Origin of the sequence: Marinobacter sp. NP-4(2019) (assembly GCF_003994855.1) — a bacterium.
GTDB lineage: Bacteria > Pseudomonadota > Gammaproteobacteria > Pseudomonadales > Oleiphilaceae > Marinobacter.
The window spans coordinates 496,547-515,213 of the sequence record NZ_CP034142.1 but is presented as its reverse complement, the minus strand read 5'-3'; the positions used below and the strand labels follow the sequence as shown (position 1 = coordinate 515,213).

18 protein-coding genes are annotated in these 18,667 nt (G+C 57.9%); 11 read left to right on the top strand and 7 right to left on the bottom strand.

Annotated elements, in window-relative coordinates:
- From EHN06_RS02290 to EHN06_RS02280, 3 genes are read right to left on the bottom strand one after another with little or no spacing between them, the layout of a single operon-like run.
- Positions 1-672, bottom strand: a complete 672-nt coding sequence (locus tag EHN06_RS02290; RefSeq protein ID WP_127329803.1) for a LutC/YkgG family protein — start codon at positions 670-672, stop codon at positions 1-3.
- Positions 669-2,129 (bottom strand): LutB/LldF family L-lactate oxidation iron-sulfur protein, encoded by a 1,461-nt coding sequence (locus tag EHN06_RS02285; RefSeq protein ID WP_127329801.1) that lies wholly within the window; start codon positions 2,127-2,129, stop codon positions 669-671. The genes EHN06_RS02290 and EHN06_RS02285 overlap by 4 nt, the downstream gene beginning before the upstream one ends.
- Complete coding sequence (locus EHN06_RS02280) at positions 2,126-2,962, bottom strand: (Fe-S)-binding protein (RefSeq protein WP_127329799.1); 837 nt, start codon at positions 2,960-2,962, stop codon at positions 2,126-2,128. Before EHN06_RS02280 ends, EHN06_RS02285 begins: the two co-directional genes overlap by 4 nt.
- Positions 2,963-3,172: 210 nt before the next feature.
- Here EHN06_RS02280 and EHN06_RS02275 point away from each other — a divergent pair, with 210 nt between their 5' ends.
- Positions 3,173-3,949: an FCD domain-containing protein gene (locus EHN06_RS02275; protein ID WP_127329797.1), complete on the top strand. Its 777-nt coding sequence runs from the start codon at positions 3,173-3,175 to the stop codon at positions 3,947-3,949.
- Between the two features lie 10 nt (positions 3,950-3,959).
- Here the strand turns inward: EHN06_RS02275 and EHN06_RS02270 are convergent, their stop codons facing one another.
- Entirely contained in the window at positions 3,960-4,700 is a 741-nt protein-coding gene (locus EHN06_RS02270; protein WP_127329795.1) for a ParA family protein, read from the bottom strand.
- A gap of 208 nt (positions 4,701-4,908) precedes the next feature.
- On the opposite strand from EHN06_RS02270, the gene EHN06_RS02265 reads away from it, so the two are divergent.
- Entirely contained in the window at positions 4,909-5,685 is a 777-nt protein-coding gene (locus EHN06_RS02265; protein ID WP_127329793.1) for a crotonase/enoyl-CoA hydratase family protein, read from the top strand.
- On the opposite strand, the gene EHN06_RS02260 is transcribed toward EHN06_RS02265, so the two are convergent.
- Positions 5,651-6,520, bottom strand: coding sequence for a hypothetical protein (locus EHN06_RS02260; protein WP_127329792.1), 870 nt, complete (start codon positions 6,518-6,520; stop codon positions 5,651-5,653). The two genes, EHN06_RS02265 and EHN06_RS02260, sit on opposite strands and share 35 nt — an antisense overlap.
- A 104-nt stretch (positions 6,521-6,624) precedes the next feature.
- Between EHN06_RS02260 and EHN06_RS02255 the strand changes: the two genes are divergently transcribed.
- Genes EHN06_RS02255 through EHN06_RS02245 form a run of 3 tightly spaced genes read left to right on the top strand, consistent with a single transcriptional unit; the run spans position 6,625 to position 8,835 of the window.
- On the top strand, positions 6,625-7,254 hold the full coding sequence (locus EHN06_RS02255) for a metallophosphatase domain-containing protein (protein ID WP_127329790.1): 630 nt from the start codon (positions 6,625-6,627) through the stop codon (positions 7,252-7,254).
- A 30-nt stretch (positions 7,255-7,284) separates the two neighbouring features.
- Positions 7,285-8,268 (top strand): LLM class flavin-dependent oxidoreductase, encoded by a 984-nt coding sequence (locus tag EHN06_RS02250; RefSeq protein ID WP_127329788.1) that lies wholly within the window; start codon positions 7,285-7,287, stop codon positions 8,266-8,268.
- 42 nt (positions 8,269-8,310) lie between these two features.
- Positions 8,311-8,835: a YqiA/YcfP family alpha/beta fold hydrolase gene (locus EHN06_RS02245; protein WP_127334322.1), complete on the top strand. Its 525-nt coding sequence runs from the start codon at positions 8,311-8,313 to the stop codon at positions 8,833-8,835.
- On the opposite strand, the gene EHN06_RS02240 is transcribed toward EHN06_RS02245, so the two are convergent.
- Positions 8,819-9,268 (bottom strand): META domain-containing protein, encoded by a 450-nt coding sequence (locus tag EHN06_RS02240; RefSeq protein WP_127329786.1) that lies wholly within the window; start codon positions 9,266-9,268, stop codon positions 8,819-8,821. The two genes, EHN06_RS02245 and EHN06_RS02240, sit on opposite strands and share 17 nt — an antisense overlap.
- A gap of 170 nt (positions 9,269-9,438) precedes the next feature.
- On the opposite strand from EHN06_RS02240, the gene dctP reads away from it, so the two are divergent.
- From dctP to EHN06_RS02210, 6 genes are all read left to right on the top strand, one after another.
- Entirely contained in the window at positions 9,439-10,467 is a 1,029-nt protein-coding gene (dctP, locus tag EHN06_RS02235; RefSeq protein WP_127329784.1) for a TRAP transporter substrate-binding protein DctP, read from the top strand.
- Between the two features lie 113 nt (positions 10,468-10,580).
- Positions 10,581-11,174 carry a TRAP transporter small permease gene (locus tag EHN06_RS02230; protein ID WP_127329782.1) on the top strand — a complete coding sequence of 198 codons (594 nt, stop codon included), beginning with the start codon at positions 10,581-10,583 and terminating at the stop codon, positions 11,172-11,174.
- A 39-nt stretch (positions 11,175-11,213) separates the two neighbouring features.
- Positions 11,214-12,500 carry a TRAP transporter large permease gene (locus EHN06_RS02225; protein WP_127329780.1) on the top strand — a complete coding sequence of 429 codons (1,287 nt, stop codon included), beginning with the start codon at positions 11,214-11,216 and terminating at the stop codon, positions 12,498-12,500.
- Between the two features lie 31 nt (positions 12,501-12,531).
- On the top strand, positions 12,532-12,975 hold the full coding sequence (locus EHN06_RS02220; RefSeq protein WP_127329778.1) for a universal stress protein: 444 nt from the start codon (positions 12,532-12,534) through the stop codon (positions 12,973-12,975).
- An 83-nt stretch (positions 12,976-13,058) separates the two neighbouring features.
- On the top strand, positions 13,059-14,642 hold the full coding sequence (locus EHN06_RS02215; protein WP_127329776.1) for a hypothetical protein: 1,584 nt from the start codon (positions 13,059-13,061) through the stop codon (positions 14,640-14,642).
- Positions 14,643-14,771: 129 nt separating this feature from the next.
- On the top strand, positions 14,772-16,184 hold the full coding sequence (locus tag EHN06_RS02210; protein WP_127329774.1) for an alanine/glycine:cation symporter family protein: 1,413 nt from the start codon (positions 14,772-14,774) through the stop codon (positions 16,182-16,184).
- Positions 16,185-16,204: 20 nt separating this feature from the next.
- On the opposite strand, the gene EHN06_RS02205 is transcribed toward EHN06_RS02210, so the two are convergent.
- On the bottom strand, positions 16,205-18,502 hold the full coding sequence (locus EHN06_RS02205; protein ID WP_127329772.1) for a diguanylate cyclase: 2,298 nt from the start codon (positions 18,500-18,502) through the stop codon (positions 16,205-16,207).
- Positions 18,503-18,667: the final 165 nt, after the last annotated feature.

Genomic DNA, 18,667 nt, shown 5'->3' with positions numbered 1-18,667 from the left:
TCAGGCATCCTCAAGGATGAGGACGATCAGTTCCTTCGGGCCATGGGCGCCATAGGCCAGCACCTGCTCGATGTCCGCCGTCTTCGACGGTCCGGACACCAGCAAAACGTTCGTTGGCAGCCCCCCAGCCCAGTCCTGGGCCGTCATCATGTCATACCAGTTATCGTGAATCCCGCTGGCCTTGAGCAACGCGATATGCACCGGCGGCACCAGGCTCATCAGCCTCGGTTCGTTCCGGTCCGGCCACAGCACCAGCGATCCCGTTGCGGCAATGCCGCCAATGGTACCTGTCACGCTCGCCTGCACATCATTGAACAGCTCCGCTTTCCACTCTTCAATGGGACGGTCATAGCCACGCAATTCCGGCCCATCCGCTCGTTCCTTCCAGGCGCTCGCTAACTGCTCGCCATGAACCGTCGCCGGCGCATACAACAGATTGGTGATCCCCCGTTTCGCCAGCAACTCGGCGACCAGTGCCGGCCAGTTATTCTCAGAGGTCTGATGCACTTCGGTGTGCACCGCTTCCATCAGTTCCCGTAACCGGGCAATGCGCTGGTCCGGAGGATAACGCCAGGGGCCGGTCACCAGGGATTCGTCGAACTCGTCCGGGCGGGGTGTTGTACCGGCCAGACTGGTTCTGAGCTTGTTGAGGATATTGGCACGAGCACTCATGATCCCGCTCTCCCGTTGGGTGGATTCTTCAGGTGATCCCTCGCGAGGTCGTGGAGGGACCGCGCCGCAGGCACCGGAGCGCTGTGATTCTCCGTCCACGGGCCAACTTTTTTTGGCGCAAGTGCCCGGAAACGGGTCGCGCCCCACAGAAAAAGCTTATATAAGGAGGGACGGGTGTTCAGCATGACCCAGGTCCGCCAGACCATCCTCTCCTTGCGGGAGTATTTGCTGCCGGCCCCCTTCACGGCGGCCGGTTGGTGATCCGGCGCCTGAACGTTCTCCTGCCGCAGCCGCTGCAACAGTTCCGGAATGGGAATTTTCACCGGACAGACTTCCCCGCAGGCGCCGCACAGGGAGGACGCACTGGGATGATCGGGCACCTTGTCCAGCCCCACCATATGGGGCGTGACAATCTTGCCGATCGGTCCCGGATAGACTTCACCGTAGGTATGACCACCCACTCGGGTGTATACCGGGCAATGGTTCATACAGGCACCGCAACGGATGCAATTCAGGGTCTGACGCATCTGGGCGTCGGCAAATGCGCCGGTACGGCCGTTATCCAGCAACACCAGATGCACTTCTTCCGGGCCGTCCAACTCGTCCGGCTTGCGCGGGCCGGAGATCATATTGATATAGGTGGTGATCGGCTGCCCGAGGGCCGAACGGGTCAGCAGGGATACCAACGGCACCACGTCCCGCAGGTTGGACACCACCTTCTCGATTCCGGTCACGGCAATGTGAACCGGGGGCGAGGTGGTGCTCATGCGGCCGTTGCCTTCGTTCTCCACCAGCAGCAGGGTCCCGGTTTCGGCGATGGCGAAGTTCACCCCGGATACCCCCACATCCGCTTCCAGAAACTTGCGTCGCAGGATGCGTCGCCCGGTCTGGATCAGCTCATCCACATCCTCCGAAACGTGTTCGCCAAGCTTTTCGTTGAACAGTGCCGACACCTGGCGGGCGTTCTTGTGAATCGCCGGCATGATAATGTGGGACGGTTTCTCACCATCCAGCTGGACGATGTACTCGCCCATATCCGATTCCAGGCATTCGATATCACGATCAGCGAGATAGTCGTTCATCTCCATCTCTTCGCTGACCATGGATTTGCCCTTCACCACCTGGCGTCCGTCATGGGCTTCAATGATGCCGTGAACAATCTCGTTGGCTTCCTCAACCGTCTCCGCCCAATGCACCTTGATGCCATTGGCGGTCAGTCTGGTTTCCAGTTCTTCCAGCAGGTCCGGCAGGTTGGAGAGCGAACGCGCGCGGATACGGTTGCCCAGCTCCCGCAGCCCCTCCCGCTCGTCGGCATCACTGAACGCGTCCGCCCGCTTGCGCATCAGCGAGTCCATGGCGGTGCGGAAGTTGGAACGCAACTGGGAATCGGCCAGCGCTTCCCGGGCGCGGCCTTTAAAATCGCTGGCCAGTTCAGTGACCGGAATGCGCTGGTTCATTGTTCACCTCCGGGTTGTCTTTCCCCACACCGCTCCCAGAGGAAACTGGCCAGGTGGCGCCCACGGAAGGCGTGCTGCTGCTTTTCCAGGGCGCCGTTGATGTTCATCAGACACCCACAATCGGCACTGATGGCTTCCGCCGCGCCGGATTGCCGCAGGGCGGTGGTCTTGTCCAGCACCATGGCGCCGGAGATATCAGGCATGCGGATGGAGAAGGTACCGCCGAAGCCGCAGCACTCGCTTTCGTGGTCGTGATCGACCCGCTCGACATTGTCGAGCTGAGCCAGCAGTTCCCGTGCATGCAGGTGGGTATTCATTTCCCGGCGGGCAGTGCAGGAGGTGTGCAGGGCAATCCTGTGTTTCGCACCCCGATCAACGAGTTGAACTTTACAGACTTTGAGCAGGAACTCTGTCAGCTCAAAAGTGCGCTCGGCCAGGTCTTCGGCCCGTCTGAGGTTGTCCGGCTCATCGGCGAACAGTTCCCGGTAATGGTGACGGAACATCCCGGCGCAGGAGCCTGAGGGCACCACCACCGGGCGACCGTCGTCCAGCAGATCAAGCTGCGCCAAAGCAACCGCCCGCGCCTCTTCCCGGTAGCCAGAGGTCCAGGCGGGCTGGCCACAACAACTTTGCTGCTGGGGGAAGTGCACCCGAATACCCTGTTGTTCCAGCAATCGGATCGCATCCAGTCCGGCTTCCGGGAAGAACAGGTCAACCACGCAGGTCCCGAACAGCGATACCTCCGAGGGTTTGTCAGGGTAATGACGCTCCGTTTCCCGGGCCGGTGCTACCCGGGTAGCGTTCGGGGCTGCGTCATAGAACAGCTCACTCATTGCTAAACGTCCTCCGGACGGGATGAGGCAAGAAAAATTGGTAATACCAATTTACCGGTACAGTCTGATACGATAGGTGAGTTGTTTACGGGCTGTCAAAATTAACTGCTAATCCTTTGGTCTGATAGGTATGGTAGAACGCCGTCCAGATTCGTCAAATGGCAGCCAACACAGAATTGGTCAGACCAATAATTGAAACGCGGGAATAGAATGGCTATCGGTCAGATTTCACCAAAGCGCCTTGCTGATACCATCGTCGAGCAGCTGGAAACCATGATCCTGGAAGGCACCCTGCAGCCCGGGGAACGGTTGCCGGCCGAGCGGGTGCTGGCAGAGCAGTTCGGGGTATCCCGCCCTTCTCTGCGGGAAGCCGTTCAGCGGCTCGCGGCCAAAGGCCTTCTGCTCAGTCGTCAGGGGGGTGGCCACTATGTCGCCGAATCGCTCGGCTCCAGCTTCAGCGACCCGCTGATCGGGTTGCTGGAAAACCGGCCGGACGCCCACCGCGACCTGCTGGAATTCCGCCGCACCCTGGAAGGCGACTGCGCCTATTATGCAGCGTTGCGTGCCACGGCTGTGGACCGGGCTCAGTTGACGGAAGCCTACGAGGCCCTGCAGGCCTGCTACAGCAATGGCAACAAGCAGGATGTCCATGCTGAGGGCGCCGCCGATGCCCGCTTCCACCTGGCCATTGCCGAGGCCAGCCACAACGTAATCCTGCTACACACCATCCGCGGGCTGTTCAACATGTTGAAGAACAGCGTTGTGACCAACATCGGCGGCATGTACGCCAAGACCACGGAAACCCGCAACGGACTCATGGATCAGCACCAACAGTTATTCGAAGCCATCATGGCGGGACGGGCCGAGGAGGCACGTGAGATAGCCGGGCAGCACATCCAGTATGTCCAGGGGGTGCTCTCAGAACAGTTCGAGAGCCATCGTAGACTGGAGCGTTCGCTGCGCAGGGACAAACTGAGTCGTAGCTAAGGCCCCTGCCTTAGAGCAGGACCTTGATTTCGCCCCAGAGCCTGCGATAGGCGTCGGCCGCCACCGAGTTGGGTGCCAGCAATTCCACCGGGGTGCCCTCTTCTCCCATCTTCTCCACAACACTGGCGTAGGGAATGATGGTTTTAAGGCCTGTCGGCAACCTTTCGTCCTGTGCATCGATCAGTTCACGATGCAGATTCTTGCGCCGGTCCGCCATGGTATAGAACGGATGTAAACGAGAAGGCTTGAGCTTTTTCTCACGCGCAAATTCACGCAATTGCTGCCAGCTATTCAGCGACAACCAAGTTGGAATCACCGGCACAAATACCTTGTCAGCCGCCCTCAGAACCTGCTCCGACAACCGTGACAGTGACGGTGGGCAATCCAGCACCACCAGACTGGTTTCCTCCGACAGCGGGGCCAGCCACTCCTTGATGAGATTGGCGCTGTCATTCTGATCAAGCTTGACGTCGAGATTGCGAAAGCTGGTGTGGGACGGAATAAAATCCAGATTCTCGTAGTCGCTTTCGTGTATGAAGTCGGCGATCGGTGTTTTGCCTTTCATCAATGCTGACAGTTTTCGACCCTTAACACTGTTGGCGCCGGCAAGGTACCAGCCTGACGCCCCCTGCGGATCCAGATCCCAAAGCAACGTGGAGTAGCCTGCCTGACTGGCAAGATACGCAATGTTGACCGCTGATGCGGATTTCCCGACACCACCTTTGAGACTGTAGAGCGCGATTGTCTTCATCTTACGATCCCATTTCCCAGCCATAAAAAAACCGGGGAAGTCCCCGGTTAAAGCATTGACACGATTAGCAACCACAATGCATGTCGTCCTGTCGAAACCCAGCATGACCGCCAGCTGTGACAGTTTGATGACAACCTCCGGCAAATGCAGGGGCCGCATGCTATTTTTACACGTTCAACCCAATGATATCGGCACGACAGGACACCCCATGACCGACCAACCTGTACTCACCACCGTGGACGACGGCATTCTGACCATCACCATCAACCGGCCTGAGAAACGCAATGCCGTCGATAAGCCGACCGCCAATGCCCTGCGCCGCGCGTTTACCGAATTCGAGCAGAATCATGAGCTGAAGGTTGCCGTGCTTTGTGGTGCCGGAGGCAACTTCAGCGCGGGCGCGGACCTGACCGCCCTGGACGACCCGGAGCGGCGCAACGACATCGATCCCCATGGCACCGGTCACGGCCCCATGGGTCCTACCAGGATGGCGCTGTCGAAACCGGTCATTGCAGCCGTCTCCGGCTATGCGGTCGCTGGCGGTCTGGAACTGGCCTTGATGTGTGATTTGCGGGTTGTGGAGGAGTCCGCCGTATTCGGCGTCTTCTGTCGACGCTGGGGCGTACCGCTGATTGATGGCGGCACCGTGCGCCTGCCCCGTATTGTCGGCCATGGCCGCGCCATGGATATGATCCTCACCGGTCGACCGGTTCACGCAGACGAAGCCCTGGCCATGGGCCTGGCCAGCCGCAAAGTGGCCGATGGCAGGGCGCTGGAAACGGCCCTGAAAATGGCCCGCGATATTGCCGGCTTTCCCCGGAAATGCCTGCTGGCGGACCGGGCTTCGGCTATCCACCAGTGGGATCTGGAGATGCATGAGGCCCTGGTATCAGAGGGTGCGGCCGGCTATCCCGTGGTGTTCGAGGAAGCCGTGGAAGGCGCGAAGAAATTCAGGGATGGCGCCGGGCGTCACGGCCAGTTCTGAGTAGCCCCGCCACCCAGTCCGAGACGTCGGGATAGAGTCCCATATCCAGCACGAATTCCTGGCCACGGGCAGCACAATCCAGATAACAATGCGGCGGTGCAAGCCGCCAACGGTCCGGGCGGGTATGGTAGCTTAATGCGGGTCGGTTGCCGTCCGGGAAGAAGGCGGCGGGCAATCGCCACTGAGTCGGCAGCCGTCCATCCGGGTCACTCAGTACCAGCGGTTCGGACAAATGAGTGAACACCCCGCTGCCCGGGAACCGGTGGCCGCCGGTCAACCCGAAACCTTCCGACGACACATACAGCGTATTGCCCGGATCGGGCTCTCCATGAAAATGCGGGTGGTACTCCGCCCAGGGCAGTGCGGCCGTTGGCAGCTCATCGATCCGCTGAACATCCCCGACGTGCAGCCAACCCCAGATGGCATGAAACGGTCGCGAGCCCGGCACAAAGCGCCATCGTCGCTGCCACAGCTCCGCCTTGCGGAACACACCGAAGAACAGAAACAGGTCCCCGGCGCTCACGCCCTGGTTGCGTAAATGGCCCTGGGCAGAGCCTGTCTGCCCCAACACCGGACGCCAGCCGTCAACCCGGGGGATGGCATCCGCGATCAGGTCCGGATCCAGGTGAGCGCCGTGATTGCCACGAACCCTGCCCCGACTCAGATCCCGGGCAATCTTCCCCAGCCGCCTTGCGCCATGGGTTACATCATCGTAGCGAATACGGGACCGGTCATCCGGAATCGGAAGCACGCACAGCGACCCATCCGGCAACACCGGGCTTGGACACCCTCCGGCGGAGGAATCAAATCCTTTTCGGCTCAGAATCAGGCGCATGGACTCACTGCAGAAATCATGGACGAAATAGCAGGGGGCAATGCTATCTTAGATTCCGGGCGATTGCCCACCGCAATGTCAAATCGTCAGCCGGATAGCGAACCATGAGACTTGTCTGCATTTCCGATACCCACAGCATGCACCGCCAGATACAGGTGCCCGATGGCGACATCCTGATCCACTCCGGTGATTGTCTCGGTGTGGGCACGCTGGACGAACTGGAAGACCTCGACAACTGGTTCGCCGAACAACCCCACCCGCACAAGATCCTGATTGCCGGTAATCATGACTGGTGTTTTCAGGACGCCCCCCAACAGGCCCGGGCTCTTGTCAGACACGCCCATTACCTGCAGGACAGCAGCCTCGAACTGGCAGGCCTTAAGTTCTGGGGCAGCCCATGGACCCCGGTGTTCTTTGACTGGGCCTTCAACCTGGAGCGCGGCACGGAGCTGGCGGAACGTTGGGCGCAGATCCCTAGTGACACCGACATCCTGATTACCCATGGTCCGCCAGCGGGCATCCTTGACGAAGTGCCAAGCGGAACCGACTCAGTGCATGTCGGCTGCGACGATCTTGCCAGCGTGGTTGAAACCCTCACCCCCAGGCTCCATATCTTCGGACACATCCATGAGGGTTATGGCCAACGACAGATTGGTCAGTGCCGGTATATCAACGCGAGTACCTGTACCGGCAATTACAAGCCCCTGAACCCACCCATCGTGATCGATCTTTAGTCCGAAGGTCCGATACATCCGGAGCAAAATATGCCACAACGCCCACCCTTTTCCCTGCTGGAACTGGCCTCCGTTCGCGAAGGCGACTCGGTCGGCGCTACGCTGGCCAATAGCGTGGCCTATGCCCGGCACGCCGAAAAGCTCGGTTTCAGGCGATTCTGGCTGGCAGAACACCACAACATGGAAGGCATCAGCAGCTCGGCCACCTCCGTGTTGATTGGCCATATTGCCGGCAAGACCGACTCCATCCGGGTCGGCTCCGGTGGCGTGATGCTGCCCAACCACCCGCCGCTGGTGATTGCCGAGCAATTCGGCACCCTCGCCTGCCTGTATCCGGACCGCATCGACCTGGGGCTCGGCCGCGCCCCCGGCACCGATCCCATTACCAGCCGTGCCCTGCGACGTGATGGTCTGGGCGCCGAACAGTTTCCGGAAGATGTGGCCCGCCTGCAGACACTGCTGGGACCGTTGCAACCCGGCCAACCGGTCAAGGCGATCCCGGGGGCCGGTACCAACGTGCCGATCTGGCTGCTGGGTTCGAGTCTCTACAGTGCGCAACTGGCCGCCATGCGCGGGCTGCCCTACGCCTTCGCCGGACATTTCGCGCCCCGGCTGTACCGTGAAGCGCTGAAAGTCTATCGCGACCATTTCCAGCCCTCGGAACAACTGCAAGCGCCCTACGCCATGCTGGCGGTACCGGCCGTTGCCGCGGACACGGACGACGAAGCCCGATGGCTGTCCACCACCAGTTACCAACGCATTCTCGCCCTGTTCCGCGGGCAGCCGCTGTGGATGAAACCGCCGGTGGAGACCATGGACGGACTGTGGAACGCCGGCGAAGAAGCCAGTGTGCGGGATTTTCTGGGACTGCAAATACTCGGCGGACCGGCGTCCGTAAGGGATCAATTAGACCGGCTACTGGACACCGTGGACGTGGACGAACTGATGTTCACCGTTGATATCTACGATCCGGAAAAACGCCGCCACGCCCTGGATATCCTCAAACAGGCCTGACGGCCGCAGCATCCCAAGACTGACATGGAGGCACCACAGGACATGACCACCGAATCCATTCACGTATTTCTGTCCCATGGTCTGGAAAGTGGCCCGGGCAGCACCAAGATCCAGGCCATGAAGGAGGCGGCGGAATCTTTCCCGGGCGTCACCGCCGTGGCGGTTGATCATCGCAGCAGCAAAGACCCCGCGACCCGCCTGACACAGATGCGTCAGGCCATGGAGGAGGCAAATGCGGTGCCGGAACGCACCATACTGGCTGGCTCCAGCATGGGTGGCTGGGTCTGTGCGCAAACAAGTTCGGAACAGCCCGTACTCGGTTGCTTCCTGCTGGCGCCGGCACTGGCGATGCCCCGCTACCCGCAATCGAGCCCGATCATTCAGGCCGCCCACACCCAGATCATTCATGGTTGGGACGATGACGTGGTTCCGGTCATGCCGGTCATTGCACTCGCGGAACAACAAAAACTTCCCATCCTGATGGTGCCGGACGGTCATCGCCTGGAGAACAGCCTGGAACGGGTGGTTTCCGAGTTCCGCCAGTTCCTCGTCAGGGCTGGCTTATAGCTTCGAATTCTGCAAGCTCCTTGCCATTGGCATCCAGGAGCCTCAGATACCGGTCGTCCATCTGGACACCGGCGGTATTTTCCAAGGCCCTGAAAAATGCGGGCTCCGGGATATCGACATCGTGGCAGGCACGGCGGGTACTGGCCATGCGACTGAACACCAGATTCCGGTTGTTGATGACCTCATACTCGCCACGGAAAGCATTGCAGCCGCTGAAGCCATTCACGACACCGTCGTCCCGGAGGATCAGGTGCGCTTCTCTGGCCGCACCGGCATCCGGCATCGGCGCTCCAGCGACTTCCTGAAGCTTCCAGTAGGTATTGGTCAACGGCACGTCACCGCCGCCCATCATGGGCTGTGACATACACCCCGCTATAAATAACAGGCAGCCGGCAACAACCGGCAACCGCCATACCATCCACGACTTTTCCACCGTGCTTCCTCCCTCGGACAAAAATCACTGCAACCATTTTCCATTTCACTTCAATACGATACCGCCCAGCAATCTAAATTGGCCATTTTCTTGCGAAAACCACGTTGTTTTGCCAGTCTTTAATAATGCAGCAAGAGTCTGGAGTAAAAAAACTAAATGGAGACAACACGATGAGCAGCTTAAGCAAGTTCAAGAAACTGGCCGGAATTTCAGCGATCGCATTTGCGGCCATGACCGCCGCCAACTCAGTAAACGCTGCCAACTGGCGCTATGCCCATGAAGAATACGAAGGCGACGTCCAGGACGTATTCGCCTACAAATTCAAGGAATACATTGAAGAGAACTCCGACCACACCCTTCAGATTTATCGCTTCGGCGAATTGGGTGAGTCCGACGACATCATGGAACAGACCCAGGCTGGTATCCTCAACTTTGTCAACCAGTCTCCCGGCTTTACCGGTTCCCTGATCCCGGAAGCGCAGATCTTCTTCATTCCATACCTGATGCCCACCGACATGGAAACTGTTATCAAGTTCTTCCGTGAAAGTGAAGCAATCAATGAGGATTTCCCCGAACTCTACGCGGAGAAAGGGCTTGAGCTTCTGCAGATGTACCCGGAAGGCGAAATGGTCGTCACCGTTGACGAGCCTGTCACCAGCCCGGAAGGTTTCAACAACAAGAAGATTCGGGTAATGACTAACCCACTCCTGTCTGAGACCTACGATGCTTTCGGCGCAACCCCGACCCCGCTGCCCTGGGGTGAAGTCTACGGCGCCCTGCAGACCAACATGATTCAGGGTCAGGAAAACCCGATCTTCTGGATTGAATCCGGCGGTCTGTATGAAGTATCTCCGAATCTGGTTTTCACTGGCCATGGCTGGTTCACCACCGCCATGATGGCCAACAAGAATTTCTATGACGGCCTGTCCGACGAAGACAAGCAGCTGGTTCAGGATGCTGCTGATTATGCCTTCGAGGAAATTCTTGTTCACATTGATGGCCTGGCCGACGAAGCACTCGCCAAAATTCAGGAAGCCAGCGATGAGGTCACCGTGACCCGCCTGACCGATGAACAGATCGAAGCCTTCAAAGCCCGTGCTCCTCAGGTAGAGGACAAGTTCATCGAGATGACCGGCGAACGTGGCAAAGAACTGCTGGAGCAGTTCAAGGAAGACCTGCAAGAAGTTCAGAGCGACTGAACCGCATACCAGGGAAGCATTCCCGTCGGCTACTGGCCGGCGGGAATCTGTATTAACCTTGCCCCGCCGGACAGTCCCTACCGGTTGGGAGCGAGATGCTCGGAGCAATCCCCATGTCAGAGAAACCCACCGAGGTAGAAGACGATACCGGCACCTATGAGTCCGGCCTGCCCGGGTTCCTGGGCACCATTGATGAAATCATTGCCAAAGTCGAGGCCGTGATGCTGGCTGCCGGCGTGATTCTCATGGCATTGAACACCTGCACCAACGTGATCGCGCGTTTTGTTTTTGGTCAGGGGCTATTTTTTTCCGGTGAGATCAACCGAATCCTGATTATCCTGATTACCTTCGCGGGTATCGGTTACGCCGCCCGACACGGGCGACACATCCGGATGTCCGCCATTTACGACGCCTTTCCAGCCAAAGGCCGAAAAGTGCTGATGATCTTCATTGCACTGTTCACTTCCGTCGTAATGTTTTTCCTGTGCTATCACTCATACGGCTATATAGAAACACTCTACGGCCGTGGCCGCATTCTTCCGGCATTGGGTTTTGAAATCTGGTGGATCTACATCTGGGCCCCGGTCGGTTTTGCCATTACCGGCATCCAGTATTTCCTCACCGCAATCAAGAACTTCACCAGCAAGGATGTCTATCTCTCCACCGGTGTGGTTGATGGCTACGCTGACAGCGAATCGGAAGTCTGATCCGGCAGCAGACCGGGCAAGTTAAGGAAGGGCGTAACTATGGCAACAATTCTCATGGTCATCATGATCGGGCTACTACTGCTCGGTTTTCCGATGATGATTCCGCTGACGACGGCGGCAGTCGTTGGCTTCGTAATGATGTTCGATGGCTTTGGCCAGATGGGAACTTTCATTCAGCAGATGATGGGGGGTATTCGGCCAGCCTCGCTGATTGCCGTTCCCATGTTTATCCTGGCCGCCGACATCATGACCAGGGGCCACTCGGCCGACCGGCTGATCGACATGGTCATGGCCTTCATCGGCCACGTCAAAGGCGGCCTGGCCATCAGCACCGCGACCTCCTGTACACTGTTTGGTGCGGTTTCGGGTTCCACCCAGGCCACCGTGGTTGCGGTTGGTTCGCCACTGCGCCCCAAGATGCTGAAAGCGGGTTACTCTGACCCCTTTACCCTCGCACTGATAATTAATGCCAGCGATATCGCCTTCCTGATCCCCCCGAGTATCGGCATGATTATCTATGGGGTTATTTCCGAAACCTCCATCGCCGAACTGTTCATTGCGGGTGTTGGTCCGGGCATCATGATTCTGTTTATGTTCTCGATCTACTGCCTGATCTACGCCTACAGGAATAACGTTCCCACGGAGGAGAAAGCCTCCTGGAAGCAACGTGCCGTATCTGTGAGAGATGCGTTATGGCCACTGATGTTCCCGGTCATTATCGTGGGCGGTATTTATGGCGGCATCTTCAGTCCGACCGAAGCCGCAGCGGTTTGTGTTCTGTATGCATTCTTTCTCGAATTCATTGTATTCCGCTCTCTCAAGCTGCATGAGATCTACAAGATTGCCAAATCCACCGGCCTGATCACCGCCGTGGTGTTCATTCTCGTGGCTGTTGGTAACGGGTTCTCCTGGATCATTTCCTTCGCCCAGATTCCGCAAACCATACTCGAAGCCGTTGGCGTCAATGAGGCCGGTCCCATCGGTGTGCTGATTGCCATCTGTGTTGCGTTCTTCATCGCCTGTATGTTCGTGGACCCCATTGTCGTCATTCTGGTACTGACACCAATTTTCGCACCGGCGATTCAGTCCACGGGTCTGGACCCGGTGCTCGTCGGCGTACTCATTACGCTACAGGTTGCCATTGGCTCAGCGACACCACCGTTTGGGTGCGACATTTTTACCGCCATTGCGATCTTCAAACGGCCGTACCTGGAAGTCATTCGAGGGACTCCGCCGTTCATCATTATCCTGATTGCGGCAGCCGGGCTCATCATCGCCTTCCCGCAAATCGCACTGTTCCTGCGTGACCTTGCCTTTGCAGACTGATGCAACCGACCCGATTCGCTAGGAGACAAGCATGTTCAAGAAGATCCTGGTAGCCGTAGACGGTTCCAAGACATCCCTTAAGGCACTGGATAAGGCCATTGAGTTCCAGAAACTCACGCCGGAAACAGAGATCTATATCCTCTGCGTGTACAAACACCACAGCCTCTTTGAAGCGTCGCTCTCTATTGGCCGCCCGGCAGACATGGATATTCCTGACAAGGTACTGTCTGAATACGCCAAGGAGGTAGTGAACCATGCCAAGGACATGGCCAAGGAACACGGCGCGACCAAGGTCCGCGGGTTTGTGAAAAGCGGCCGGCCATCCAGGGTAATCGTCAAGTTTGCCCAGGAAAAAGGCGCCGACCTTATCGTGGTGGGCACACGGGGCACGCACAGCGACAAGGACGGCATGCTACTCGGCAGCGTGTCCCATCGGGTTGCATCGAATGCCAAGTGCCCGGTCCTGGTCGTGTAAGTCTCTGAATCTCCATAACCCCGTCATTAAAACGTCATCTGTTTGCGTTAAAAAAGATCCGACATTTTTTTGGAGCTGTATCAATGTCGGATCAATCCTCCCTTCTTGTAGAAAAACTCTGGCAACTCAAGCGCCTGATCGATAAAGGCGAATGCCCGGACATCGCTTTCGTACACCTGAACAACCTGCTGCGGGAGCCTGGATACCGTAGTGATGTATTACGCCGTGTCGAATCGTCCGGCACGGAACGTCTGAAACGCCTTGCTGAAGATATCCGCGCAATGGATTCCGGGGCGCCACTGATGGCAACGTCCACGACTGAAACCTATAGAACCAGACAGCCGGAAACCGGACAGAAAAGCCAATCCTGGTTTCGACGGAATCTGGTCTGGATGATGCCATCGACCGTTGCCGCGGCCATCGCCGCTGTCGGCTTTACTGCATTTGAACCCCAAACCATCCGGGTACACGAAGATATCGTTGTCGACACTGTCTGGGAATCGGGCAAGACATACATCCTGGAGAAGTCGATTTTTGTCGAAGGCGCGAACCTGACCCTTCAAAATGGCGTCACGGTAAAGGGTGACAACGGATCAGCACTGATCGTTACCAGAGGCAGCAAACTGTTTTCCCGCGGTCGCCCTGATAGCCCGGTGATCTTCACCAGCAACCAGCCCGAAGGGCAACGCGCCCGTGGCGATTGGGGTGGTGTGGTGGTTCTCGGCAAGGCTCCGGTCAACCAACCCGACGCGGCTATCGAGGGCATCTCCAGCAACGATTCCAGGGGTAGCTTCGGCGGCAACGACGCCCGTTACAGCTGCGGGGTCATTGAATACACTCGCATTGAATTCGCCGGCTTCGAAGTCTACAAGGACAACGAACTCAATGGTCTCACCCTTGGCGGCTGCGGCAGCGATACCATTGTCCGGAATGTTCAGGTCCACCGAGCCCTGGATGATGGCATTGAAATGTTTGGCGGCTCCGTCGATCTCAAGAATATCGTTGTGACCGGCGCTGCAGATGACAGTATTGACTGGGACTGGGGCTGGACCGGACGTGTACAGTTCCTGATTGTCCAGCAACACGCGGATGTGGGTGACAATGCCTTTGAAGGCGACAACAATGGTAACGACCATCAGGCAAAGCCGCGGTCAGCCCCCTCCTTCTATAACGTCACCCTTGTCGGCACCGGACAAACCGCAAAGAAGCATCGGGGTATGGTCCTTCGTGAAGGCACCGGCGGGCACTTCCATAACATGATCATAGACAGCTACGGCATCGAAGCCGTCGACCTGAGGGACGAGGTCTTATCACTGATCAGCAAGGGGACGCTGACCTTCTCCAACAATCTGATTGCCAATACCGGCAAGCTCGGCAAAAGTACCGATGAGTCCGGTCCGGATAACGATGACTTTGGTTTCAGTGAAGGACAATGGCTAACAGCTGCGGATCAGGATAACCTGCGGCGCCTAGACAGCGCACTGCACGTAACCGCCAGGGACCCAGTGAACCCCGACTTCCAGACTCGGGTGCAAATGCGTCAGATGAAAACGACACAACCGCCGAAATCCGAGTTCTTCGACGAGTCGGCGAACTACGCCGGCGCCCTGAATCCACGTCTGCAATCCAGCTGGCTTGAGGGCTGGACGGCCTTTCCCGAGGGCTAACGGCCACCCGACCAAGCACCCGGCGGGTATCCGTGTCTACTTCGGATATCCGCAACTCTCCCCTGATTTCGCCGTGCTAGACTTCCGCGCCTACCCTAAATACAACTCGCAAAGTCACAAGGCGTCATCATGACCGCAATTGTCGATTTCCTGAATTCCATTCTATGGGGCTATGTCCTTGTCTACGGTCTTCTGGCCGTCGGTGTATTCTTTACCCTCCGTCTGGGCTTCCTCCAGTTCGTCAACTTCGGAGAAATGGTCCGGGCCATTCGCGGCTCCCGCGAGAGTGATGTCCACGGCATCTCGCCTTTCCAGGCCCTGTGTACCAGCCTGGCTTCCCGGGTTGGTACCGGCAACCTCGCCGGCGTTGCCGTGGCGCTGTACCTCGGTGGCGCCGGTGCGATTTTCTGGATGTGGATGGTTGCGCTGGTGGGCATGGCCACCGGCTACGCGGAAAGCACCCTGGCGCAGCTGTACAAGGTGCGTGATGGTAAGGGACAGTACCGGGGTGGTCCCGCGGTATACATTTCCAAGGGCCTGAAAGCACCCTGGGCCGCCGCCATTTTTGCGGTCTGCCTGATTCTTTCCTTCGGGCTGATCTTCAATGCGGTACAGGCCAACTCCATTGCCGATGCCATGCAGGGCGCATTCGGCGCCCCTAAGCTCGGTGTCGGAGTTGTCATTGCGGCACTGGCCGGGGTTGTGATCTTTGGTGGCCTGCGCAAGATTGTCCGTTTCGCCGAATTCGTCGTGCCGTTCATGGCCGGAGCTTATGTTCTGCTGGCACTGGTGATCATGGCCATGAATATCACCGAAGTACCAGGCGTACTGGCGATGATCGTGAAGAGCGCCTTCGGACTTGAGGAAGCTGCCGGCGGCGCTGCCGGTTCCATCACCGCCGCCATGCTGAACGGCATCAAACGCGGCCTGTTCTCCAACGAAGCAGGCATGGGCTCCGCGCCAAACATTGCGGCCACCGCCACGCCGGCACCCCACCACCCCTCTTCCCAGGGGCTGGTCCAGGCATTCGGGGTGTTTATCGACACTATCATCATCTGTACCGCCACAGCGGTGATGATCCTGCTGGCCGGTGTACTTGAACCCGGTTCGGGCGTCACCGGCACCCAACTGACCCAGCAGGCCATGGAGGCTCACCTTGGTGAGTTTGGTGGCTATTTCATTGCCATCGCCATTCTGTTCTTTGCCTTCACGTCTATTGTGGCGAACTATACCTACGCAGAAAATGCGCTGATTTACCTCAAGGGGGGCAACACCCTGGGACTGACCCTGTTGCGTCTGGCGGCCCTGGCGATGGTCATCTGGGGCGGGTACGAAGCGGTTATTACCGTCTTCAACGCAGCGGATGCGTCCATGGGACTGATGGCAACGATCAACCTGATCGCCATTGTGCTGTTGTCGGGCACGGTTGTTAAGCTGACCCGGGACTACCTGGCGCAACGTAAAATGGGCGAAGTACCTCATTTCAAATCAAAGGATTACCCGGAACTGCACGAGAAAATCGACAGCAATATCTGGCACTGATCCTTGCCACCTGCACACCGTCACAGCAGTGTGCAGGTGGGACACCCCTCTATTCTGTCCCTGCCACTTTCCTTTGCCTTGTACAGTGCCCGATCCGCCAGACCCAGCAGAGCGTCTGGATCATCGGTGCACTCCGGCCAACCGGCAACCCCCACCGACAACGTCATCCCGCCCAGATCCTGATCGCCATGATAGATATGAATGGCTCGAATCGCCCGACACAGATTTTCAGCCTTCTCCCTGGCAGCGGACAGATTTGCCCCCGGCATAATGACGACAAACTCCTCACCGCCATACCGGCACACCACATCGCTGTCCCGGAACTGTTGCAACAACACCCGGGCCACGGTTTTCAGGGCGCTGTCGCCTGCTTCGTGGCCATGAGTATCGTTAAACTGTTTGAAATGATCGATATCGACAATCAGCAGCGCCAAAGACACTTGGTTCCGTACCGCACCCGCACTCTCATGTTTCAGTAGCTGATTGAAGTAACGTCTGTTCTTCAAGCCCGTCAGCGCATCCTCGTAGGAGTATTTCTGCAACTCCTCGTGCAAGCGGATACTGGACAACGTAATACCAATCCGCTGCAACCCCTGCTCAAGAGCGTGGAACAGCCGGGCTGCGCCATAGCCATTGCCCCTTGCTGCAAAATTCTCAGGAATCTCAACCATCAACAACCCCATCACCAGGGCCCCTTCACTGGCCGACTGAACCGTAATCCAGAAACACGCCGTTGCTTCCTCCGCCTCGTCCTGTATAGCGACGTCGTCCTCGGCTGTTTCCCGATAACGGGAAGGAACCTGCGCTGGCGACGGCAATCCCTCCGAAGTATCGAGAATCAGTGCAAACGCCGGTATTTTCCCCGCGTAACCCCAGTGGTTGAGTCGCTCATACGTCATGCCTTCGTCACGACGCAGGTACAGTGCTCCGCTCAAGGGGCTGCAAAGATCCGGCATAACACGGGCAAGGTAGTTGAACGCCTGATTCAGTCCGAAGCAGTCCTGAAGCCCCGCGATGATGTCATTAAGCATCCGGTTTTTTTCATTCTCGAACGTCAGCAATCTCACTCTCGCCTGTTCCCGCCTGGCCAGGGTCTCGGCTTTCTCCGTACGCTCAGCCACCTGTTGCTCCAGAGACAGGTTCAGCTTGTAAAGCGCCTGCTGGGTGCGGGCGTAATGCCACAAAGAAATCATCACCACCGCCAGCGCAAACAGCAGCGCGCCCCAACTGACAGGCACCCGCCCCCAGGGCAACACCCCGTGCGCCACGGCCATATCCGCAACCAGGAACACACAAAAGATGGCATAGGCCAGCAGGATGATGCGTTGTTCCAGCAACAGGTGTTTGAAGCGATAAATGACCACCAGGGTGATGGTCACCAGGGATACCAGGAACAGGGCATCAAACGGCGGGAACGTCGAAGACAGATTGACGGCCCCGCTCAGCGATAACCCCAGTGCTACCACCACATAGACCAGATGAACTTTCCACACCAGGTTGATCATTCGCGGACGATGATCGGCCAGCCACTGTTCCAGCAGCATTGCCATGGCCACCGGCAACAGATAGTAGGAACCGGCAGCCAGGTAATCCCAGGCCAATGGGACATTCCACAGCAGTTGGCTGGCCTGACTCTCCGCCAACAACATGCCTCCCGAGGCAAACGCAAACAGCGCGAGGCTGCCAAAACTCTTTTTCTTCGCCTGCAACACCGCAAAAATCAGTGCCAGCAAGCCAATCAGCATTGAAAACGCCGCGACAACCAACGCTTCCAGAGAGTTTTCAAGGATGTACAGCACCAGGTCCGGTCGATTCATGATCGACACTTCGCCCCACAGCCCGATATCCGTGTAATCCGAGAACACCCGGAAGTACAGGTACTTGCCTTCAAATCCTTCAGGCAGGCTGATTTCATGCCAGGGCCAGCCCTCAAAACGGCCACGGCCCTGTTCATCAAAGGTGCCATACTGGTAGATTTTCTGGCCTTCGAAGTACACCTGAACGATCAGGTCGACACTGAAAATGTATAGAACGGGCTCCTGCCACTCCCCGTCAGGCAACATCACCCGAAACCAGACGTGCTCACGGCCATTCCGGTTGGGGGGATTCGATGGGAAACCAATGGAACGCCAGTTGTCTTGTCCGGGGGCATCCAGTGTCCAGACCGGGGTACCGTCACTGGTGAAGGGAGAATCACCCCAGCGATATTCCCAGCCATCGGAGAGAGGCTGGGATGCAGCCACTGCGACACTGCACGGCAAGAGAAGGCAAACCGTCAGAACAATCAGTCTGGCGAGGTGGAGTAATACAAAGCGCATCCCTGGCGTGTCCTGCTGGGTTGATCTGCCCTGAGTATAAGACACGCTGGAGCATCACACTGCATTCTTCTGAGGAATGACAATGTTTGACGATTTTGTTACACAGACGGACCGACAGGGACACGAAGGCGTGTTTATTAACACCCCCTGCGCCCTGTCCGGCAC